The sequence below is a fragment of the Providencia sp. Marseille-Q8014 genome, assembly GCF_965112055.1.
Genome location: NZ_CBCOPT010000001.1, coordinates 665,011 through 685,569, shown reverse-complemented (window position 1 = coordinate 685,569; position 20,559 = coordinate 665,011). Strand labels below are relative to the sequence as shown.

General features: G+C 37.0%; 19 protein-coding genes. 1 reads left to right on the top strand and 18 read right to left on the bottom strand.

Features of this window, described 5'->3' with window-relative positions; translation table 11 throughout:
* Nucleotides 1-157: 157 nt before the first annotated feature.
* The 3 genes from ACWPW6_RS02925 to ACWPW6_RS02915 form a co-directional block, all read right to left on the bottom strand.
* Nucleotides 158-1,735, bottom strand: a complete 1,578-nt coding sequence (locus ACWPW6_RS02925) for an alpha/beta hydrolase-fold protein (RefSeq protein WP_249999813.1) — start codon at nucleotides 1,733-1,735, stop codon at nucleotides 158-160.
* Between the two features lie 61 nt (nucleotides 1,736-1,796).
* The gene (locus ACWPW6_RS02920) at nucleotides 1,797-2,402 is read right to left on the bottom strand and encodes a DUF3156 family protein (protein WP_154622781.1); all 606 of its coding nucleotides are present in this window, start codon (nucleotides 2,400-2,402) and stop codon (nucleotides 1,797-1,799) included.
* Nucleotides 2,377-3,870, bottom strand: coding sequence for an APC family permease (locus tag ACWPW6_RS02915; protein ID WP_154622782.1), 1,494 nt, complete (start codon nucleotides 3,868-3,870; stop codon nucleotides 2,377-2,379). Before ACWPW6_RS02915 ends, ACWPW6_RS02920 begins: the two co-directional genes overlap by 26 nt.
* 398 nt (nucleotides 3,871-4,268) lie before the next feature.
* On the opposite strand from ACWPW6_RS02915, the gene ACWPW6_RS02910 reads away from it, so the two are divergent.
* A complete protein-coding gene (locus ACWPW6_RS02910; RefSeq protein ID WP_154622783.1) occupies nucleotides 4,269-4,940 on the top strand; it encodes a LuxR family transcriptional regulator in 672 nt (223 codons plus the stop codon).
* A gap of 241 nt (nucleotides 4,941-5,181) precedes the next feature.
* Here ACWPW6_RS02910 and ACWPW6_RS02905 read toward each other — a convergent pair whose 3' ends face one another.
* From ACWPW6_RS02905 to ACWPW6_RS02835, 15 genes are all read right to left on the bottom strand, one after another.
* The gene (locus ACWPW6_RS02905) at nucleotides 5,182-5,952 is read right to left on the bottom strand and encodes an N-acetylmuramoyl-L-alanine amidase (protein ID WP_154622784.1); all 771 of its coding nucleotides are present in this window, start codon (nucleotides 5,950-5,952) and stop codon (nucleotides 5,182-5,184) included.
* Between the two features lie 140 nt (nucleotides 5,953-6,092).
* Nucleotides 6,093-6,890 carry a methylenetetrahydrofolate reductase gene (locus ACWPW6_RS02900; protein ID WP_249999811.1) on the bottom strand — a complete coding sequence of 266 codons (798 nt, stop codon included), beginning with the start codon at nucleotides 6,888-6,890 and terminating at the stop codon, nucleotides 6,093-6,095.
* Between the two features lie 599 nt (nucleotides 6,891-7,489).
* Nucleotides 7,490-8,515 carry a hypothetical protein gene (locus tag ACWPW6_RS02895; RefSeq protein WP_154623690.1) on the bottom strand — a complete coding sequence of 342 codons (1,026 nt, stop codon included), beginning with the start codon at nucleotides 8,513-8,515 and terminating at the stop codon, nucleotides 7,490-7,492.
* 16 nt (nucleotides 8,516-8,531) lie between these two features.
* Nucleotides 8,532-9,065 (bottom strand): fimbrial protein, encoded by a 534-nt coding sequence (locus ACWPW6_RS02890; protein WP_154623691.1) that lies wholly within the window; start codon nucleotides 9,063-9,065, stop codon nucleotides 8,532-8,534.
* A gap of 14 nt (nucleotides 9,066-9,079) precedes the next feature.
* Nucleotides 9,080-9,580, bottom strand: a complete 501-nt coding sequence (locus ACWPW6_RS02885) for a fimbrial protein (RefSeq protein ID WP_154623692.1) — start codon at nucleotides 9,578-9,580, stop codon at nucleotides 9,080-9,082.
* Nucleotides 9,573-9,971 carry a hypothetical protein gene (locus ACWPW6_RS02880; protein ID WP_196713769.1) on the bottom strand — a complete coding sequence of 133 codons (399 nt, stop codon included), beginning with the start codon at nucleotides 9,969-9,971 and terminating at the stop codon, nucleotides 9,573-9,575. Before ACWPW6_RS02880 ends, ACWPW6_RS02885 begins: the two co-directional genes overlap by 8 nt.
* A gap of 28 nt (nucleotides 9,972-9,999) precedes the next feature.
* Nucleotides 10,000-10,707 carry a fimbrial biogenesis chaperone gene (locus tag ACWPW6_RS02875; protein WP_154623694.1) on the bottom strand — a complete coding sequence of 236 codons (708 nt, stop codon included), beginning with the start codon at nucleotides 10,705-10,707 and terminating at the stop codon, nucleotides 10,000-10,002.
* Between the two features lie 9 nt (nucleotides 10,708-10,716).
* Nucleotides 10,717-13,191, bottom strand: coding sequence for a fimbria/pilus outer membrane usher protein (locus ACWPW6_RS02870; protein ID WP_154623695.1), 2,475 nt, complete (start codon nucleotides 13,189-13,191; stop codon nucleotides 10,717-10,719).
* A gap of 14 nt (nucleotides 13,192-13,205) precedes the next feature.
* Entirely contained in the window at nucleotides 13,206-13,748 is a 543-nt protein-coding gene (locus ACWPW6_RS02865) for a fimbrial protein (RefSeq protein ID WP_154635551.1), read from the bottom strand.
* Between the two features lie 58 nt (nucleotides 13,749-13,806).
* Complete coding sequence (locus tag ACWPW6_RS02860) at nucleotides 13,807-14,349, bottom strand: fimbrial protein (RefSeq protein WP_154635552.1); 543 nt, start codon at nucleotides 14,347-14,349, stop codon at nucleotides 13,807-13,809.
* Between the two features lie 265 nt (nucleotides 14,350-14,614).
* On the bottom strand, nucleotides 14,615-14,902 hold the full coding sequence (locus ACWPW6_RS02855; RefSeq protein WP_249999808.1) for a helix-turn-helix domain-containing protein: 288 nt from the start codon (nucleotides 14,900-14,902) through the stop codon (nucleotides 14,615-14,617).
* Nucleotides 14,903-16,176: 1,274 nt separating this feature from the next.
* On the bottom strand, nucleotides 16,177-17,670 hold the full coding sequence (locus tag ACWPW6_RS02850) for an aldehyde dehydrogenase family protein (protein ID WP_154622585.1): 1,494 nt from the start codon (nucleotides 17,668-17,670) through the stop codon (nucleotides 16,177-16,179).
* Nucleotides 17,671-17,696: 26 nt separating this feature from the next.
* Complete coding sequence (locus ACWPW6_RS02845) at nucleotides 17,697-18,065, bottom strand: cupin domain-containing protein (protein WP_154622586.1); 369 nt, start codon at nucleotides 18,063-18,065, stop codon at nucleotides 17,697-17,699.
* 47 nt (nucleotides 18,066-18,112) lie between these two features.
* Nucleotides 18,113-19,417: an NAD(P)/FAD-dependent oxidoreductase gene (locus tag ACWPW6_RS02840; protein ID WP_163860658.1), complete on the bottom strand. Its 1,305-nt coding sequence runs from the start codon at nucleotides 19,415-19,417 to the stop codon at nucleotides 18,113-18,115.
* A 235-nt stretch (nucleotides 19,418-19,652) separates the two neighbouring features.
* Nucleotides 19,653-20,423: a helix-turn-helix transcriptional regulator gene (locus ACWPW6_RS02835; RefSeq protein ID WP_163860657.1), complete on the bottom strand. Its 771-nt coding sequence runs from the start codon at nucleotides 20,421-20,423 to the stop codon at nucleotides 19,653-19,655.
* Nucleotides 20,424-20,559 lie beyond the last annotated feature (136 nt).

Below are 20,559 nucleotides of genomic sequence, written 5' to 3'. Positions count from 1 at the left end.
ATGTAATTGCTTCAAATAATGACTGGCATGCTAATCCTGCTAGATGACAGTTGAATGACGCTTTTGTGTCGAAAAGAAGACGATTGCCATAATATGCAAAAAAAGCAGTCCAATAAAGACTGCTTTTTGCATTTTCTATCACTAATAGATGACATTATTATTTCGGTGGTTCAGCCATCAAATAACGAGTCCCTTGATATAAGGTTTCACACCAAGAAACATAATCATGGCCACTCGGAAGCTCTTCGGCCTCCACTTGATACCCTTTATGCTTTAACACATCCAATAATCGATAATGATTTTGGATTATCCCACCCCAACTACCACGCTGTTCGAATAACCCTGCCTCAAGATAAAAACGTAACGGTTTTTTCGACATTTGTTCGATTTCGCGGATTAGCCATTCAGGATCTTTGCCTTTAGGTGCCCACCAATAAGAACCGGACATACTGAGGACATTCCCGAATAATTCAGGATGTGACAGAGCATTCCAAGTCGCCCCCAAACCACCATAACTCGACCCTGCAATAATGGTGGATTTTGCAGGCGCTTGAATACCTTTGGTTGCTAAAACAGGCATAAGCTCTTTAGCAAGCATAGCAGGGAACTCAGCGTTTGGTGGTAGCTCCACATTTCTGCGCTCAGAGCTAATGCTATCGACAAATACCACATACATCGGTGGTATGGCTCCTTCTGACATCCACTTATCAAAAAATTCAGCCATTTTGTATGTTTGTAGATAGATTTGCCCATCTAACAAAACGAATACGGCAGGTTGCTTCATGGCCGCCTTAGGGCGATACACATAAATTTGTCGATCATTATTCAGCACATTGCTGTGGAAGCTAAATGATGTCAATTGACCATTAAGTTGATGACCTTCTATCTGAGCAAAGTGACATTGACGTTTTTCGGGTGATAGTGACAATAATGAAAAACGATTATAGCGATCATTTAGCAGTGATGGGATCGCCTGTGCGTTGAAAGGATCCGCTTGTGCTGTTGCTAGAATTGCCTTGCGCTGCGCAAACCCACCTTCTGTCACTTTTGGCACATCTGGCGCAATTTTATATTGCGATAACGTATCATTCGGCACGATAAAAGTGCGGTACCAAATATCCGTATTCGGTATATGAGCCATGGTCTCATGGTTACCTGAAGGGGCACCTAAAATATAAGCATTCGCTTTTGCTCCACGCCATAAAAAAGTGACTTTCTGCTGCCCTTTCTTATACTCCTCAACGAGCGGGATGCCCTGCTCTTTCACCTCTCGCCAAAAAGCATCTGTCGTTTTCTCCTTCAGGTGTTTATCAATCAATGCCTGTAACTTAGGGCTATCAATTTTATTTTCTGCCTCAATCGCCAAAGGCTGGTAATTCGATAAGTTGAATTTAAGATTCCATGGCTGAGCAGGGGCGCCCTGTAAATTGAGATAATATTGCCCCTGAGCAGGGACAATATAAGAGACGGAGTGAGGCTCTGCGTGTGGCATTTTTTGCAGCAGTACACGGATTGGTGTTTTAGTACTGTCAGTAAGTACGATATCTGAGATCCCATCCCCCTCTTGGCGGATATACTGTTTATCAGAAATTTCAACGAATAAACAGCTATGACCTTCACTATCATGAATACCCTGAATAGAAGAAGATAATTCATCTAAACGAATACACTCCGATACCGCCGCCATCGCAGATGACGAAAATAAAATACAACCAATTAAAGGTAACGATTTCACATCAACTTCCATTGAGAGCTAATTTAATAGCGAACATTACTATCAAATTAATATTTCAAACTCAATGATTGAGATAATGTTTTTCCATAAATTGGTGGAACAATTGCAACACACTCAATAAACGATGCCTTTGTTCCGGCGTTAAACGTAAATAGCGGCGTGTTGCAGGAATTCGGCACACCAGCTCTGAAGCGGTAAAAGGTTCTATCTCACAAGACCAAACACCATTACGAATATGCAAATGACAATCATTAAAATCGAGCTCGGCTAACGTTTGCGAAATGATCGGATACTGTTGCAATAAACTAATGAGTTTTTGCCCTTCTTCATCTTTAGAGACAAAGTGAATATGTTTACGGCGTAAACTCCCCGTGGTTTTCACCGAAATCTGTGCATTGATAGCCTCACCACAATGCCCAGTCACAGAAAAGCGGCTAAATACAATAAAAGCCATAAATAACGTTTTAACGCGTTCTGTCACTTGAACAGTCAGTTCACCGTGTGGATGTATCAGGAGCTCCCCCGGAGCTCCCCATTCACATTGATACGGTAAAATATCACGCTCTAGTCTATTCAGTGTTAAGCCTTGTTGATAGCCAGCGGGTAGACGTTTTTTACTTAAACGTTGCCAAATAGAGCATTTAGGCGAGGTTGCGTAATGGTTCAACTTTCACCCCCTTCAACTCTTCTTCGGTAAATGTACTGGATAACACCTGCTCAACTGAAACCGGTTTAAACGGATTCACTTTTTGCACAAACACGGTCCAAATTAAAGCATAGCTTGCGGTTAGCCCTAACATAATAATAAAGGGAATATACACATCTGACTTGTTCATACCTGGTGGCGTAATATAGACGATCGCTAAAATAATCCCGACACTAGAAATAATTTGTGGAATTGGGAAAAACGGCGAACGATAAGCACGGTGCAAATCAGGGCGACGAATGCGCAGTGAAATAACCGAAATCGTAACTAATAAATAGGCGGTTCCCCATGAACAGACGGCTGCTAGCACGAGCGGAATGATCCTATCTAAATCACCTTGAATTGCGAATGTATGTAAACAAGGGATCATTACCGCAACCAAAATCCCAAAAACCGGTGTCTTAAAACGAGGGTGCAGATAAGCAAAAATACGCGGTAATGCACCATCAAGAGCCATACCATAAAGAATACGAGGCACTGCCGCCATCAGGGTATTAATCGTTGCTCCACCCGCTAACAATAACGCAATACCAATCCAATATTTACCAATATCACCAAAGACTTGACCAGCAAAGGCAGGGATCGCCATTGGGGTTTCTAACAAACTAATATTATTCGCAGGGTCCACAATAACGTTTTCAACTTGATTAGTCATGGCCGCACCAAATAAGAACATACAGAAAGCGACACCACATAACCCAGTTGCCATAGCACGAGGGATCACTTTGGCTGAATTCTTAATTTCAGGTGCCATTGGTGTCACCAACTCACAACCCACAAACATGAACATTGCCATACCAACAAAGCTCAATACTAATGTCGGGTCCGCAACATTTAAACCGAGTCCAAACCACCCTTCAACAGAAGCATGGAAAGGCATCATTAATCCGCTGATACTAAAGATGACCAACGTACTCCACATCGCAAAAGTCAGAACAACTTCTACTTTACTAAAGGCTTCAATGCCAAATGCATTCAACAAACCAAAAGTAATCACTAAACCGACACCAACCATCCAAGATGTATTACTACTTTCCATCACGGTATTGAGACTCTCAAAATTCACCAATGCCATGATCCCTGACAAGATTGTTTCAGCCGTTCCTGCAAAGACATGCACAATCAAGTAGGCCGATAACGCCCCCGTGATTGCCCAGAAACGCCCCATACCACATGAAATATAATCGTAAACAGAACCTGATGTTGGCAAAATAGCCGCGGCTTCAGAAAATGTCGTCAACTGGGCTTGCATCATGATAAAACTCAGCAACACGGCTAGCGCAAAAGTATCACCACCAATTCCGAAACCGCTTGTCACCGTTAAGATGACAGGGCTTGCCATAATCACGCCCACAGAGCTAGCGAGAGTGGTTGGAAATCCCACCTTCCCCTTTTCAATGTGTGACGTTAATTTTGAGGACATATTCATTTTGCTTCCCTCTCTTTCTCAGTACGCAGTCAAGATTGTGAATTTTTTGTAAAAATAGAGTGACTGTATTGCAACTATAGAAATAAGCATAAACATGCCGCTATCGTCCTAAAGGACGATACCCATAGGGAGGGATAATTTCGAGGAGACATACGAAAAGTACCGAGTAAATGACATCAAAAATGAATAAACCAATAAATATCAATAAATAGCAACCTGAGCGTTCATTAATATATTAATAAACAATCAACGAAATATACTGATTGGCGAATTGGTTGAACTGGCTTATGACCGATGAAGTTCAAATATTGTAATCAAGCTCACGTTATTAACATGTTTATTTTATGTTAACGAAAATTAATTGCATGATAATAATTGGACCAACTATGGAAGGGAATATGATGAAGACACCCTCTTTGTGCTACCACCAGCGAACATTGATTAACTGTTGCTTGAACACAATTGCTCATATTATTCCTGTTTCAGCATCCGTTTATTATTTGGTGGACGATCTTTGGCAACCTGATAACCATGTGCTCTATGGGATCAGCTCTCGTATGCATCAAGATTATTTGAAACATTTTTATCAATTAGATCCGTTACACCCTGATAAATTCCGTGGTGATGATCTGCGTTTAGTTAGAATGGCGCCGGACATGAAACAACAAAGCCAAGAATTCTATAATGATTTCATGAAGCCCAACAACATCACTGACATGGCAGAAATATTTATTCGCCGTAAAAACAAAATTATTGCGGGCATTTCTGTCTTACGCGATACGCCATTTCAACAACAAGAAGTGATGCGACTCAACGCCATCCTACCTGTCGCTGAATTAATGACATTTGATATTTTACCTGACTCGTTAGTTTCTTATACGCCGAAAGAACAAGAAATTATTCACTTAGTACGAGAAGGAGCAAGTAACAAGCGCATTGCCATACAACTTGGCGTATCGCTATCTACTGTCAAAACGCATTTACGCAATATTTTCACTAAAGCCAATGTTAGTAACCGTACAGAACTCGTTTCATCCGGTTTTATTATTCGCCAAGAAAAGATGCTGTAAGTGCTTAGACACCGCCCTTAATGAATTCATGGAAAAACCAATATATTTGATTCATTGACCATCACAATTATTTGTTTATTTAATAATACAACATGGGAGTAAATGCATTGGCAACGCCCCTATTACGTTACTCTGCAAATAGGCTTGAACACCAATGCATTTCATTCTTAAATAAATACGTTCACTATCATACTCAATGAAGTATTAGGCAAAGTCCTGTTATTCAACTAACGCCATGACATTAAGGGAAGTACTTTTCAACTAGCGCATAAAGGATCGCAACCGTCTCAACATCAGCAATACCATCATAGTTTTCTGGTCTAAAGTGAAGCTGAAAAGCGCGAATTAGCATTTTATAGCCATTATCTGTATTCGCTTTTGAAACGTCATACCCATAGCGTTTTAGCTTCTCTAAAATTTCTGCTTTTGCTGGTAATCCCCCGTTATATTTCTGCATATAACAAGATTTAGTTGCCTCATCATACCAAGCCCCAATTCCAGCATCATAAAGTTGTTTCCAAGGAAACGCTGCACCGGGATCACTTTTACGCCCATCAGGTGCAATATCCGCATGTCCGACAATATTGGTAGGAGTAATATCAGGGTAACGTTCGATAATATTGCATGCTAATTGTTTGATTGCTTCAATCTGCACTTCATTATAAGGCGGAAAAAGAAAATTCCCGTTGTTATCTTGAGCTTCATTGACAATTTCAATACCTATCGAAGTATCGTTCAAGTTAGTTCTACCGGCCCATGTACTCACGCCTGCGTGCCAAGCTCTTTCATTTTCATCAACTAAATTAAAGACCCTCATCTCCTTAAATCCAGCATTTGTATACATTTTATCTGTTGGGTCGGGAACTAAATAATGAGCACTTACAGCGGCATTTCCTGATAATGCATTAACTGAACCTTGAAAATTCAAAGCAGTATAATGCATGACTAAAAACCTTACTCTACGATTAAAACCTTTTATTGAACGGTACGCATTGTAATCGACTTTTAACATTATCATGCCCTCATTGATACTGAATTAGCCTAACAAGGATAAAATTAAAACTGATTATCATCCCCTATTGTTGTCGGGATAAAACCAATATTAATTTCGCTGGAAAAAGTAGTCCACTCTGTCAGTGATATTCAGATAACTCATCTCAATTTATCAAATAGCTTTTTGACCATCTCTGCATTATTTAATGTAAAAAAATGCAATCGCTTGTTCTCTTTTATATACTCTTCGATAAGAAATTGAGTAAGCTGAATACCAAATTCCCTATGGTTATTAATATTACTCGGTCTTATGTGTTTCTTTATCCATAATGGATAATCGATCGCATTATTTTTCAAAAAAGACTCGATAAAACTAAAGTTAAGTATAGGCATCATTGATATCGTAATAGGGCTATCATTCCCCAATTGCATTTTCATATAAGAAAATGCATTTTTATTCAAACATAATTGACTAATAAGCTCTGTAACGCCTAATTGCAATTTTTTTCTTAGCCAATCAATCTCCCTTTCAGGTGTGATACTTTCTTTGTGATAATCAGGATAAACACTGGATTTTATCATTACTTCAGGGTATCGCCCCCGAATAAAATCAATAAGCTCTATGCCATAATTAAATGGGAGTTTCTCATCAAAACGGTGTCTATCACCCCGAATGACAAACAATTCTGTTATATCATTCTTTAAATACTCTTCAATAATAAAACATAACTCACATTCATCTTTATTATTAATCGCAACATGAGGAACAACATTTACATGAGTAAGGTTCTTTAATTGACAACACGTGTTATAGGTATCTCGCCATTCAGTTTTACCTATCTCAGTATTCACTATATAGAATAGGGGCGTTAACGCTTCAGTATTTTTTAGCAAACGTTCTAATGTATTATCTATTTTAGGCATAGCACTGATTTCAAAGCTCAAGGCTGTTTCCATATACCCTCGCTCTCTAACATTTCGCCAATAAGGCTTCACTCATTCATTAATCATAAGTAACGACATCCCAAAAAACAAAACAATCGAATATTTAAAATAGAGGTCATCTTATACCTTTAATCATTTTATTAAACGTTTATAGATGACGTGAAACACGGTTTCTCAACTCACTATTCAAGTGAGAAAATACGGATTTATTTTAGTTTCATATTCAATAACTTTATCCTTTTATTTAAATTATAGTTCATCATAAGAGGACAACTAAAATATTTCAACAAACAAAATACGTATAAAATAAGTTGTGTTTTTCTATCAACTCAGTCATGGCGCATACTCACGAACTCATCGAACAGACAGAATCAATCAATATTTAATTAATTACGAGGTTGATATAGGAAATCAAACGATTAATTTCATTATTATTAGCGTTTATGATTTTGAGAATTAAAAATGGTGAGAGTGAACTAAAAAGATGAAGAGAATCATAAAAAAAGCATATATTAAATATCGTTTATACTGACTCGTTATACATGTTAATATCAATAAAAAATGGTGAGAATCAATCCTTTGATTTTCACCATCGTCAAACACAATTCAAATTAAATATACTCAAAGATTAATACACCACCACCACTCATATTACCTACCGATGCATTAGCCCTATTTTTTCCTAATGTCATACCAATATCTAATGTTTTATTTGTAATGCCTTGTAGAGTGGTAATCAACTGTTTTTTATTATCCACGGATAGCTCACCATACCAACCCGATGACGTGTTACCTAAATCTAAACTAGTACGAGTTGGATTAGCACTATCAATGGGTTTTGATGGTCGGTAAGTCACTTTAATATTACCGGGATGAGTACAACTCACCGTTATTGCTTTAGTCAGATTTTTACCTTCTGCTAATGACTGAGGTAATGTACCAAAATTAAAATCTAATTGCGTTTTATCAACTCGACAAGTATTCACCACTGTGACATAAAAGTTTAACCTTGCTGAGTTTTTAGGCTGGATTAGCGCAACGGAACTTAACCATTTACTAGGTACCTCCGGATTCCTTACCCCAAACAAAGTTGTATCCACTTGAATAATATGCGGTGTATTTCTAATCGGTAAATTTGTATTACTAATTAACGTTACTGCCGTTTGCCCACTAAAAGCCATCGGCGTATAAGGTACTGAATTGCACACTGCACGCCCGACATTACCTGCACTTTGACCTATTTTGGCGTATTGAGTATTAGGATATCCCGAAATTGATCCCAACGATTGAGGTAAAACAATTCTAAAATCAAATGCCTCCCGCGTTACAGGATCCACATACCTGACGGTATTTGGTACGATAACATACTGCACGTTAATTGAATTAGGAGAACCACCATAAGGAGCACAGGCACGAGTCCCCCAAGCATATTCTGTCATTCTTCCGCCAGAGCTACTTAAAATGGCATTCAACGTTAAGTTTACACCATTAAAATTAGCCCCCGTCCAAGTTGTATTTGCGGTAAACTGAGTGCCGTTATATCCCATGACAGTCCAATCATCAGGGTCTCCAGCGGAGCTAATATTTGAAAAAGCAAATAATACGACCGGTAGTAAAGAAAAAATTTTTTTCATCATAAGACCTAATTCAGATTTATAAATAACTCATCAAAATAGCCACCGTACTGTCAAAGCTACCTTCAGTTAATAGTGATTTATCAGGTGTAATTAACGATGCACGAAGAATAAATGAGCCTTCTAGCTCATGACTTCCAAAAGGGATCCATTTATTTAAATCAAGATTAGTATTTTCTTTTGTCAACGAAATACCTAATCCCTCCTTTGATGTGCGTAAGACATTATTACCTACCTGTGTATAAGTGCCATATTTTGTCGGATATAAATATATGTTCATCACTTTATTAGCGGGTACTGAACTACCCGCGCAGCTATATTTAAGTTGAATATCTTGATAAGCAGTTCCACTCTCTACGTCAGAAAAATCAACGTTATCAAAGTTCACAAACAAGGGTGATTGATTATTATTGCCTAAAACGGTACAGACCGGAGCAACAATCGTGGCACTAATATTTATTCTGACATCGGCACGACCGCTATTAAAATCAGCAGCAAGACTCCAATTGGATAGAAACAATAATAATAAGAGTAACCGTCTTGTCTTTATCATATTATTTCCTCTTATTAATTATAATTAACCATAACACTTGCTGTGCCATGAATAGTGCCAGGTTTAGCGAAATCACCTTTAGTTAAAAAAGCATTTAAAACTAATTCTGCTTTACTATCATTAGTCACCTGTACTTCTAAAGGTTGATTAAATGATATAGGCTCTCCACTCATGCTTTCTAGACCGACAATGAGACCAGTTCCACCTTGCGTTTTCAAATAATCAACACCATTTCGCCTATAGACATTAGTAGAATCTAATGAAATTTTTATAATCTTATTCATCAGTGTCGGTGTACAATTTTGAAATTCAATTGAAAATGATTTTTTATCCGAGATATTGCCACCGACTTCAATATAGCCTAATGAATAAGGTATAAATTGAACTATTATCTCAGATTGTTTAATTTCACATTTCTTATCAACTAAATTACCATTAAAATTAATAACCAATTCACTGGCAAAAGTGGGAGATACCATCAAGCTAAGTAATATGACCAGTATTTTTTTAATCATAGTCTAGCTCCATAATCACTGCTCTACCCTTAATGTTTTTAGTCTGTAGATAAACATTATTTTTCCCCGAGAATAGCGTCTGAGGTGCCATCACTTGCTGATTACCTTCAAGCACTTTCGCTTTTGCCTGTAATGGAATTTTTATATTATTATCATTAAACAAACATTTATCTAGCTCAATAAAAAAGAAACTTCCAACATATTCATTAGCTAAAATAACACACGGAGAGTACATTAAACTTATTTTAAAATTCAGTTTTCCACTTAATTCATTCATCTTCATTGCAGATGTCACATCATTCGAAGGAAAATAATTATTTTCCTCATACTGAGTGGCCATGCTACTAAATGAAATAAATAAAGTGTAAAACACTAAATAAAAATACTTCATTGCACTCTCACTTTGTTAGCTCTGAAATTTATTGTTTATCAGCTTTACAGACAGATGCATTACAGTTAAATGAAACTGTTGGCCTTCCGCCATAGTCGTTAATATAAGTAAGATAAGGCTTTTGAAAATGAGCAGTCTTGACTTGATAAGAACCAAAAGGTTCGATCATAAACGAATCAAAGGCGCCATTTTCTGACTTATTTTTATCACCGGCTAAGCCTATCACGGTCAAATAAAAAGGTGATGTATTTTTAACCACATAACCATTACTGACAGATTGTAACTCTAAATCTAAAGCCCAATTGGTTTTTGCCTTATCTAAAATTGCCTCTGGGCGATAGAATAATTTAATTCTTGACTGTAATGCGACCTGCATCACATTCGGTTTATCACTTTTAGGAGGGATCTCTCTTAAATTAAAGTAATAAACAGACTCTCTATCTTTCGGTAACTTAGATACATCCGTCGTCGAGATTCGAATCATACTTTTGACGTTTGGTTCCAAACGTTGAACCAATGGTGTTGCAATTAACGGCCCTGTTGTTAATTTATTACCATTTTTATCATCAATCCAAGCCTGAGCTAAATAGGGTAAAGTATCACTTTGATTCTCAATATTAATAACAACTGGATTAGAACTCCCTTCTACAATCGCTCTTGTTCTATCAAGAGAAACCGCGGCCATGCTGTTATGTGCTATAAATAATAGTGGAATTAACAATAATTTATATTTCATAAAAATTCTCTATTTCTCACAAATTAAAATAATTTGATTTACATTATCTAAGGTTGGTAAGGTCGTACTACATTGTGTTTGATTAGACCAGTTGATATTTAACTTTTCTTCTGATTGAACAGCTGTTAACCAAACTAATCCATTATCACTTACAATTCCGACCTCTCGCCCTTTTTCATTTAATACCTGAGAACCAAATGGTGGTGACCCTGAGTTATCAGACATTTTAATCGTTGCAAATAATTTAAACCCTTTATCTGCACTTATTTTTCTATATCCAATAGCGCCTTCCGTTAATGCGATATCATAAATTGTATTTGATGATTCAATATTATCGGGTAATTTACTCATATCCACATTGTAACTATTTTTATAATAGTTAGTCATGTTAGGAATAACGCCAATACCTAATCCATTCGTCACGGTTGTACCATTATTTAAAGGAACATCCGCAATATTATTTGTGTCTATCATTAGCCTTGAGGCAGAAGAATATGATGAACTGTGTAAAGCTACACCATGTTGCGTCAATGTCACCCCACCATTGAGCCCTAATCCTAAACTACTATCCCCTTTATCCGAGATAGACATATTACTATTGATAGATCCATAGCGTGTCGGTAAATCATACATTCCAGCAAGTGTACTTTGTTTTTTGGCATCTTTACCGTAGCTTGTCGATGCACTTATATTATAGTAGTCATTATCATCTGTTAAATTAGACACTGAAACACGCGAATTATAAGTATCGTTATATTTCATTGTATCAAAAGTATAAAACTGCTTACCAAATGGTACAGAAAGCATTAAGCTAATTTGGTCATCATATTTATTTTGATAATAGCTTCTATTTGCTGACAATGTAATACTTCCTCCCTGTAGTTTTAAGTAAGGAAGATTGATACTTTTACCTATATTAAGACCATATTGATGAGTTTGACCTCTATCCCAATATTGTTGCAATTGATAATTTAAATTTATATTAAACTCACCTAAGCGCTTAGAGAGCGTTATTTGATAACGTTCTTTTTCGCTATCAACAACCCTATCATCTCTTAAGTCTAAATATTGGGATAATGTATAGTATTTTCTATCCGTAAATCGATACCCTGCAAAAGTTAAGTCCATATCGTAGTCATCGAATGTTTTCGAGTAATTAACACTGTATGAATTACCTGAAGGACTATCATGGTCTAATTGTGCGAACGAACGCGTAATGTTCACCGAAAGTGCACCAAACCGATTCATAAAGCGACCAACACCTAATGAAACCTGTTGATAGCCTTGGCTAATATCTGTTGCACCGTTTAACGACCAATTATTATTTAAACCGTGAGAAGCCTCTGCTCTAAAAAAGAACACACCACGATATACCGAATGATCCACTTTTGTCGGTTGCCCCGCAGATACGTTATATCGCGTGGTGCCCGGACGCGTTAAATACGGTACATTCGAACTACTTACTGTAAATTGTTGCTCAGTACCATCCTGCTCAATAATTTTTACGTTAAGCTCACCACGCGTTCCACTGTTTAATGATTGAATCTTAAATGGCCCAGCGGGTACATTTCCATCGTACAAGACACGTCCGAGTTGTGTAATGACCACTCGCGCATTCGTTTTAGCTATACCTGTTATCTCTGGTGCATATCCACGTAACCTTGGTGGTAACATAGAATCATTAGTGAATAAGGATAATCCTGTAAATTTAATTGGCTCTAAAATTTGTGAGGGGGTTGTACTCTCACCAATCACTAATTTTGAATCTAGGGCTTTTATGTTTCTATATAAATAAATGGCATTAAATAAAAAATTACGTATTGTCGATGTTTTACCATTGGAATTTTGTTTTTGGTAATTACCATAGTATTCACTACGTAGGCGCCATGCCCCCATATTGGCGCCAAGATATCCACTAATGGAAGCAATCTGATTCTTTAAGCTATCCCGATCACTATATTGATAGTTTGCATTATAATCTAATAACAACCCGCTGATACCCTCATCCCACAATGATTTGGGTAACCAGTTATTATCCATATATTCAAGATATAATTGTGGGATATTCAGCGTCACAGTGCCTTCGGATAAATTAGGGACGACACTGACCCCTTTTAATGCCGAAAAATCAATACACGCCCCATCATTCCAATAGGTTAATTGGTCAATATACTTTTCTTTAATACCTAAGCTATTAATGTATGACTTATCAATGCACACATCACTGACAGAGGCATCTGTACTATCACCAATAATTTGAATAGGAACTGTAGACTGCGTCAATTGAGTACTATTTATAATGATGTTAAAGAAATAAGTTCCCGGTAGAATAAAATTAGGATTTTTAAATCTTGAGACGTCAATGTTCGCTTTATCTTCGCTATCAAGTATATCGGTATTAAACTCTACAGAGTAAGATACTTTAGTCAAACAAAGCATCGATACCATGAATATCGTTATTTTTTCTTTTGTTGATAACATCATAAATACTCATTAGATTAATAGTAATCGATATCAAATGTAATGATACTTGAGAATTCTCCTAATTGAGGCTTTAGCTTATCAACAACAATAACCTCAGATAAAAAGTCTAGTTGCTGTTCATTAATCGATTTTGTTTTCCCGGATATTCTTTTTAAGTTATAAATTGGGTAGTATTGATTAGGTTTAACAACATCGCTTCCACTTAATATATAAATAGCTAAACCATCGGCATCATTAAATTTAAAGCCATTAAAATTATTTGTTGCTGGACCCGTAAACTTTATTCGTACAGGTGATTTTTCATCATTAAAGTAAGAGTTTGATAATTGGCAATTCTTTAAAATTATTTTAAATGGTTTCTTTATCTTATTTTCTTCTAACTTGCTTAAGGCATAGGCACCAAAATCAATAATTTGGTCTTTACTCGTCAATTGAATTGAGCAACCAGAAGCGAGTATCTCTCCTTTTACTGTTGCCTGTCCCCAATTCATTGCAGCTAAGACTGGCATACTGAAAATAGGTGAGAATAACAGGGTAATAATCAGCAAGCTTTTCATAGTATTAATTTTTCAAATTATAGGCTCCTTCGCCTAATAGTGAAGGAGCCTGTATAACTTACTGGTATGCGATTTCGAAAGTAGAGATCGTTGAGAAATCACCTGCTGTTACAGCATTAGCACCCGCCTTCTTAACGAAAGCAGAATAAGTCAATGTATTATCACCATCACGTAGGTTCAGTGCCGCAGGAGTTCCAAAAGTAATATCTTTGATACCAACTGCAACGTTTGCTGCGCTACCTGATGTTGCTAAAAGATTTTGACCTGCAATTTTGCTAACACCATCAAAAGTGATAGTTGCAGTCTTAGTAACTGTGATTGGGTTTTGTGGATCTGTATCGTCAATAGAAGTCAAAGAACAATTTTTCAGGTTCAATTCAAAATTTTTGTATTTTGAATCGCCCGCATTTAATTGGCTTAGAGATAGTTGGCCAAAATCAACAACCGTTGCTGTACCGCCTTGACCCGCATCTAGGTTACAAGGAGTATCACGAACTTCACCTTTAAAAGTCACGGTTCCTGAGTTAACATCTGCAAGTGAAGCGAAAGATGTGGTTAACATAGCCGCTGCTAATACAGCCATAGCTTTATTTAATTTCATACTATTTCCTATCAATGTTTTAAGTTTAATTATAAATTGAATAATAAAATTAAGACTATTTAATTACTCAACACAGATAAACATATCTGTATTAGAAAGCGTTTTAAATAAAACACTTTCTAATACATAAAAATTAGCGAAGTCCATCCCCATTAGCTATAAAGCTAAAAGGTTAATTTGGTATATTAGAAAGACAATACAGCTAAATTTAATTTAACTTTCACCTATACTATAAAGATTCTTTAAACAGAAATAGGCTATGACTTCATAGCATATAATCTTTTGGCGTTATATGACAATCATCAGACTTAAAGAATGACGAATATGAAATAAAGTCTAACAATGACACATTCATCACTGATAGTATAAATGTAAAATCTGATAATGAGAGTGTATTATAACCTCTTTCATACCGTGATATTTGCTGTTGACTTACACCTATTAATTTACCAAGCTCTGCACCTGTTAACCCTTTTTTTATTCTAATCATTCTTATAAACTCACCAACTTCAGAGTTAATCACACCAAAATGTTCTTTTTCTTGTGAAACCATAAAACAATCTCTCTAGTGAAAGTATTTATCAAAATAAAAAAATGAAAACTTAAATAGAAATAAATCATTAGATAATTAAATACTCTTTATTTGCATGTAATCTAACTCTTATCTATATTCGATTAAAGAAGTTTATTTCGATCGAACAAACCACTTACGATAGGCAAAATCTATCAAGTGACGTGATTTGATCGGTGAATTAAATAATAATATAAATACAACTACTAGATTTTCACAACTAAGCAAATGATTAAAAAGACTTTTCGGATAATACACTTTAAATGATTACTTTATGTTTTAATAATCCCATTAAATTAATATCCGTATATTTACCTGCCATTATTAAAATAAATTGTTACATATGAAAACATTAAAAAATACGCATACTCCTTTTCCATGTTTTTAGCCAAAATAATTTTTTAGATAAAAATAAATTTAATAACATTATCGTAAATAAAATAATTAAAAGCAAAAACAACGAAAATGAGTTCCATTGTTTTTTATAATATTTAAAATTAAAAAATAAACATTTTAATTGTCTTTATGATTATTTACCCCTACCACCAAAGCATTATCTACTAAAACATCTTGTATCTCACATATTGGCTTTTTGTAAATAAAGGTAAACTCCCTTTTCGTGTTAATTTTTAAAATGTTCCCTAAAAACCAACGCAAAATCATATCGAGAGCTGGTCATTTGAGAGTGAATAGTGAATTCCGTTACAAATAACCTTCAAATCGGTTACCTGCACACGGATAACACACTCTTGCTAGGTGGCTTTTGTACGTGGCACTTAAACTGAAATGAGTTTACGGTGATTTGATATCTATCTTTAGACTAAAAATAATGAATGGATAAACGGTATCCTGCATCGGCCCACAATCAATATCAGAAAACGTTCTAACCTATCTAAAGGGCATTCTGTACCCTATCTAACACTGGGTTATGTACGTTGTTCAGGCGCTCTTGGCGAGATTGTGATACCGACGTTACCAAGAGGAAAAGATAACAAAAGCTCAGGGAGCACTGGTTTTCATGAGCAACCTCCACTGATAGCTTTCTCCAGTCGAGTCTCAACTTCCCTTTAAGGCTAATGTTAGAAAATCTACGCCTGACTTTTGGGAGATAAAAAAAACCCAGCCTAAGCTGGGTTAACCACTCTAAAATCGACATAAAAATACTCTAAATCACGATTCTAATCGCTACTTATGACCCCAATGTAGCCTTTGCCCCTACCTAATTAGAAACGTGTTGAGTATAAAAGCATTAACAATCAATAACGTACCATAACTGACTTCAATTCAGTGTAGTATTCAATGAATGCACTACCAAACTCGCGACCAATGCCGGATGATTTGACTCCGCCAAAGGGCACTGCGGGATCAAGGAACGTATGCATATTGACCCAAACAGTCCCGGCTTCGATACGAGAAATCATTCGCATGGCCTTACTGAGATCATTGGTCCACAGACTTGCCGCCAAACCAAATGGTGTACTATTCATTTGTTCAATTAGCTCTTCTTCATCGTCATAGCTTAAGAAAGTGCCAATTGGACCAAATGTTTCCTCTTTCATTAATGCATCATTAGGGCTATTTGCACGAATAATCGTTGGTGGTACAAAGTAACCAGTACCAGCAATAGGCTGACCACCATAAATAATTTCATTACCTTCTTGGCGTGCTTTTTCAAATAGGCCTAAAATCTTTTCATAATGCGCTTTATTAGCTAGAGGCCCCATTTCCGTTGTTTCATCTAAAGGAGAGCCAATTTTGAATGTTGATAAACGCTGTTTTAACTCAGCAAGCACTTCTTCTATCAGTGATGATGGAATATAAAAACGTTCAGCTGCCGCGCAAATTTGTCCTTGGTTTAAATATCCCGCTTCAATAATCCCATCAACAATTTTGTTAACTGGCAAATCCGCGAGGAATGCTGCACCATTTTTTCCACCCAATTCTAAGGTAACACGAGTGAGCTTCCCTTCCATTGCAGCTCGACCAACAGCGAGGCCTGTTGGTACAGAGCCAGTAAAGGTCACTTTTGAACATAAATGATGGCTAATCAACGCTGGGCCAACTTCACGTCCCCCACCGTTAATAATATTAATCACACCGTCAGGAATGCCTGCTTCTTTGGCTAATTCAGCCACTCTCAGCATCGTTAATGGCGTAAATTCACTTGGCTTTAACACAATAGTACAGCCACAAGTCAGCGCCGCCGCCAGCTTCCAAATGGAAATCATAATAGAGAAGTTCCATGGAATAATCCCTGCAACCACACCAACAGGTTCACGTTGCGTGAAAGCTCGGTATTGTTCACCTTTAAATGACGGCAAAGAAACATTCAGTGTTTCACCGCTGATTTTGGTTGCCCAACCCGCGAAATAGCGTAAAAACTGTGCAGAAGAGCCAATTTCAAGGAAACGAGATAGTTGAATGGTTTTTCCTGAACATAAACTTTCAAGCTGAGCCAGCTCTTCAAGATTTTTTTCGAGCAAGTCAGCTAAGCGATTTAGGCAATTACCTCTTTCCATTGGTGTGGTTTGCGCCCAAGCACCGCGGAAAGCAGCATAAGCGGCTTCCATTGCACTATCAACTTCAGCCTTAGTGCCTTCTTTCACTTTAGCGATAACTTGCTCTGTGGCGGGGTTAACGACGTCAAAGAAGGCATCCCCCTCACCGGAAACTGGCTGGCCGTTAATAAAATGTCCATGTTGGCGTTGTAAAAACGCACTTACTTCCGGTAATAGGGCTAAATTATTCATCGTTATCACTCCACTTTAAAAGTTAATTATGCATTTACACAAGCAAGGTAATGCTTAACAAAACGTTCAGCGGTGATCTCCCACAGGACTTCAGTGCCTTTAGCAGCAAACCAAGAGTCACCTTTATGGTATTCAACAGTTGTTCCGGTTTTTACATCGGTCAGTTTAACCGAACCTTCGTATACGGTAGCCATTTCATCAAATGGGTAAACCATTTTAAATTTACCTTTGGTACAGGCAAAAATACCGCAAGTTAAATTATCTGTTGGTTCACCATGAATCATCGCAACGCTTGCTTGCGGGTCACCTTCAACAACGACAGAGCCTAAGTTCGTAACACTGCCAATATTGAGTAATTCTGGTAGTGGCTTATTTAGTAATAATGGACTAATCATGACGTTACCTTTTTATAAATTAACAAGATGATACAGAAATACTTAGATTAGCGGCGCCCTTGCCAGTAACCCGAAGTTTGGTGAGCAATTTTCGCCAATGACACAATGACATTACGAAGTTTATCTTTACCAATAATATTGGCATGAGGAATGGAACTCATTAAGTCATAACGACTTGACCCTTCAACCATGCCTTCAGCAAGCACTTTACAAACGATCTGGCTCGGTGTTACACCAAAACCTGAGTAACCTTGCGCATAAAACACGTTTTTATGCTGTGGCAATGAGCCTATTTGTGGAAATAGGTTAGCACTACATGCCATCGGTCCACCCCATGCCAATTCGATTTTGACATCTTTCAAGTATGGAAAAATTTTCAGCATCAAATTGCGATTCCAAGCTTTTAAATCAGAAGGAATGTACTCAAGGAAATGGGTTGAACTGCCAAACAATAATCTGTTTTCTTTGGTCACACGATAGTAATCAATGACAGGACGAATATCGCTATAAGCACCACGAATAGGACTTATTCGTTCAATTAACTCTTCAGGTAGTTCTTCTGTCATTAATTGATAAGCATAGGTATTAATGGTTTTTGGATAAATCGTAGGTTCAAGGCCGTTAAGGAATGAGTCACAAGCCCACAACATTTTTTGAGCTCGCACCGTCCCCATTGCCGTACGCACAGTCACGGTGTTCCCATATTCGACATTAAGAACTTGGCTGTTTTCGAAAATTTTTGCACCGTAGACTTCACTAACCGCCTTCGCTTCACCTAACAGCAGATTCAACGAGTGAACATGACCACCGCCCATGTGCTTTATACCGCAAGTGTAGGCATCGGAACCGATGATCTGTTTCAGATCTGATCCTGCATAAAATTCAATTTCTTCCTCTGGATCAACGGCTTTAAAATCTTTTAACCAGCTACGTAGGGTTTTTTCTTGGCGTTTGTTACTACCTAAATAGGCATAACCACTGCAAAAATCGGCATCAATATTATATTTAGCGATACGGTCGCGCATGATCCCTGCACCCATATTGCTCAATTTAAAAATGGTCTCTAAGCCTTCTTTCCCTACATATTTTTTGATCGCATCAATATCATGGCCAATACCTGCCATCACTTGACCGCCGTTGCGCCCAGTTCCGCCATACCCCAAATAGCGCCCTTCTAAAATGGCAATATTAGTAATGCCCTTTTCACATAACTCAAGCGCTGTATGGATACCGGAAAACCCACCACCAATGATCACGACATCCACATCAAGATCTTCTTTTAATGTTGGAAAACGGAGATCATACTTTTTGGTAGCAGCATAATAAGTCAATGATTCTACTTGGTTATTCATAATGGATACCCTGTTTAGTATCTTTCGATAACCTTGATTATCTTAACCTTGAATTAACATTTACATAGCCCTTTAGGGACATTTGAAACATCAATTTAACATTTGTGACGCAGGTAGAATATTTAGATATAAACAACAAAATAAAAATTCAATATTTATATTTTTAAATCAATTGATTAAGTTTAGTTTTGATATTAATAATTTAAATTATCTAGTGCTATTTAGAGCCTAGTTTTTAACATAAACGATGACGATAAGAGGAATAATGATGATGGCTCATTAACAAGTTAAATAATTCAGCCTGTGAACGAATGTCTAACTTTTGATAAATGTTTTTGCGATGGTTTTTTACCGTACCTAAGCTAATAAATAGCGATTCAGCAATTTGCGGGGAGCCTTTACCTTCAAGGATCAACTCAACGACTTCACACTCTCTTGGCGTTAAACCAAAATGAGTCTGCATATCCGCTAAACGATAATGATGAGAAACATCATTCGGTGAAACTTCTTTATGCAGTTTCGCCATACTACGAATGATTTCAAAAGCTTCTTTTAGGGGGGCTTGGGTCGATTTTTCAGATAAAAACGGTTCATCTTCATTGCCAAAAAAGATACCTAGCTGCCTATCTGGGGTAATTTCTAGCAATAACCCAGCTTCATCACACCAGCCCGTTTTGCGGTAAAAATTGAGATAATAATCTGTATGATAGAAACCTTTCGGAGCCAATTCCCGTAATGTTAAAACTTGTGACCCCCCCCCTTTCTGTAACTCCTGATAGAAGGGATCCATAAGATAAGCGCCGCGCTGGTAGATACGGTTTACGCTATCACTATTACGTTTTTCCACTTTTGAAAGGAAACGCGGTGGGGCATTTTTTTCAAAGGAATAAACAATCGCATTATCAAAGGCGATAAATGATGATAGCCAAGATAATAAATTGGGATAAAACTGGTTGGTTGCAACAGAATCAATCACATCAGGTAGTTTATCCAGATAGTTTTCCATTCTGCCTCCAAAGTTATTAACTTATTAATAAGCTATTAGCTCTAAGCGATAAAATCATAACTCAAAGCCTATAAAAACCATATTATCCCTAGCAACTCAATTCTATTGTTATTAATATGTTAATTAAATCACACTA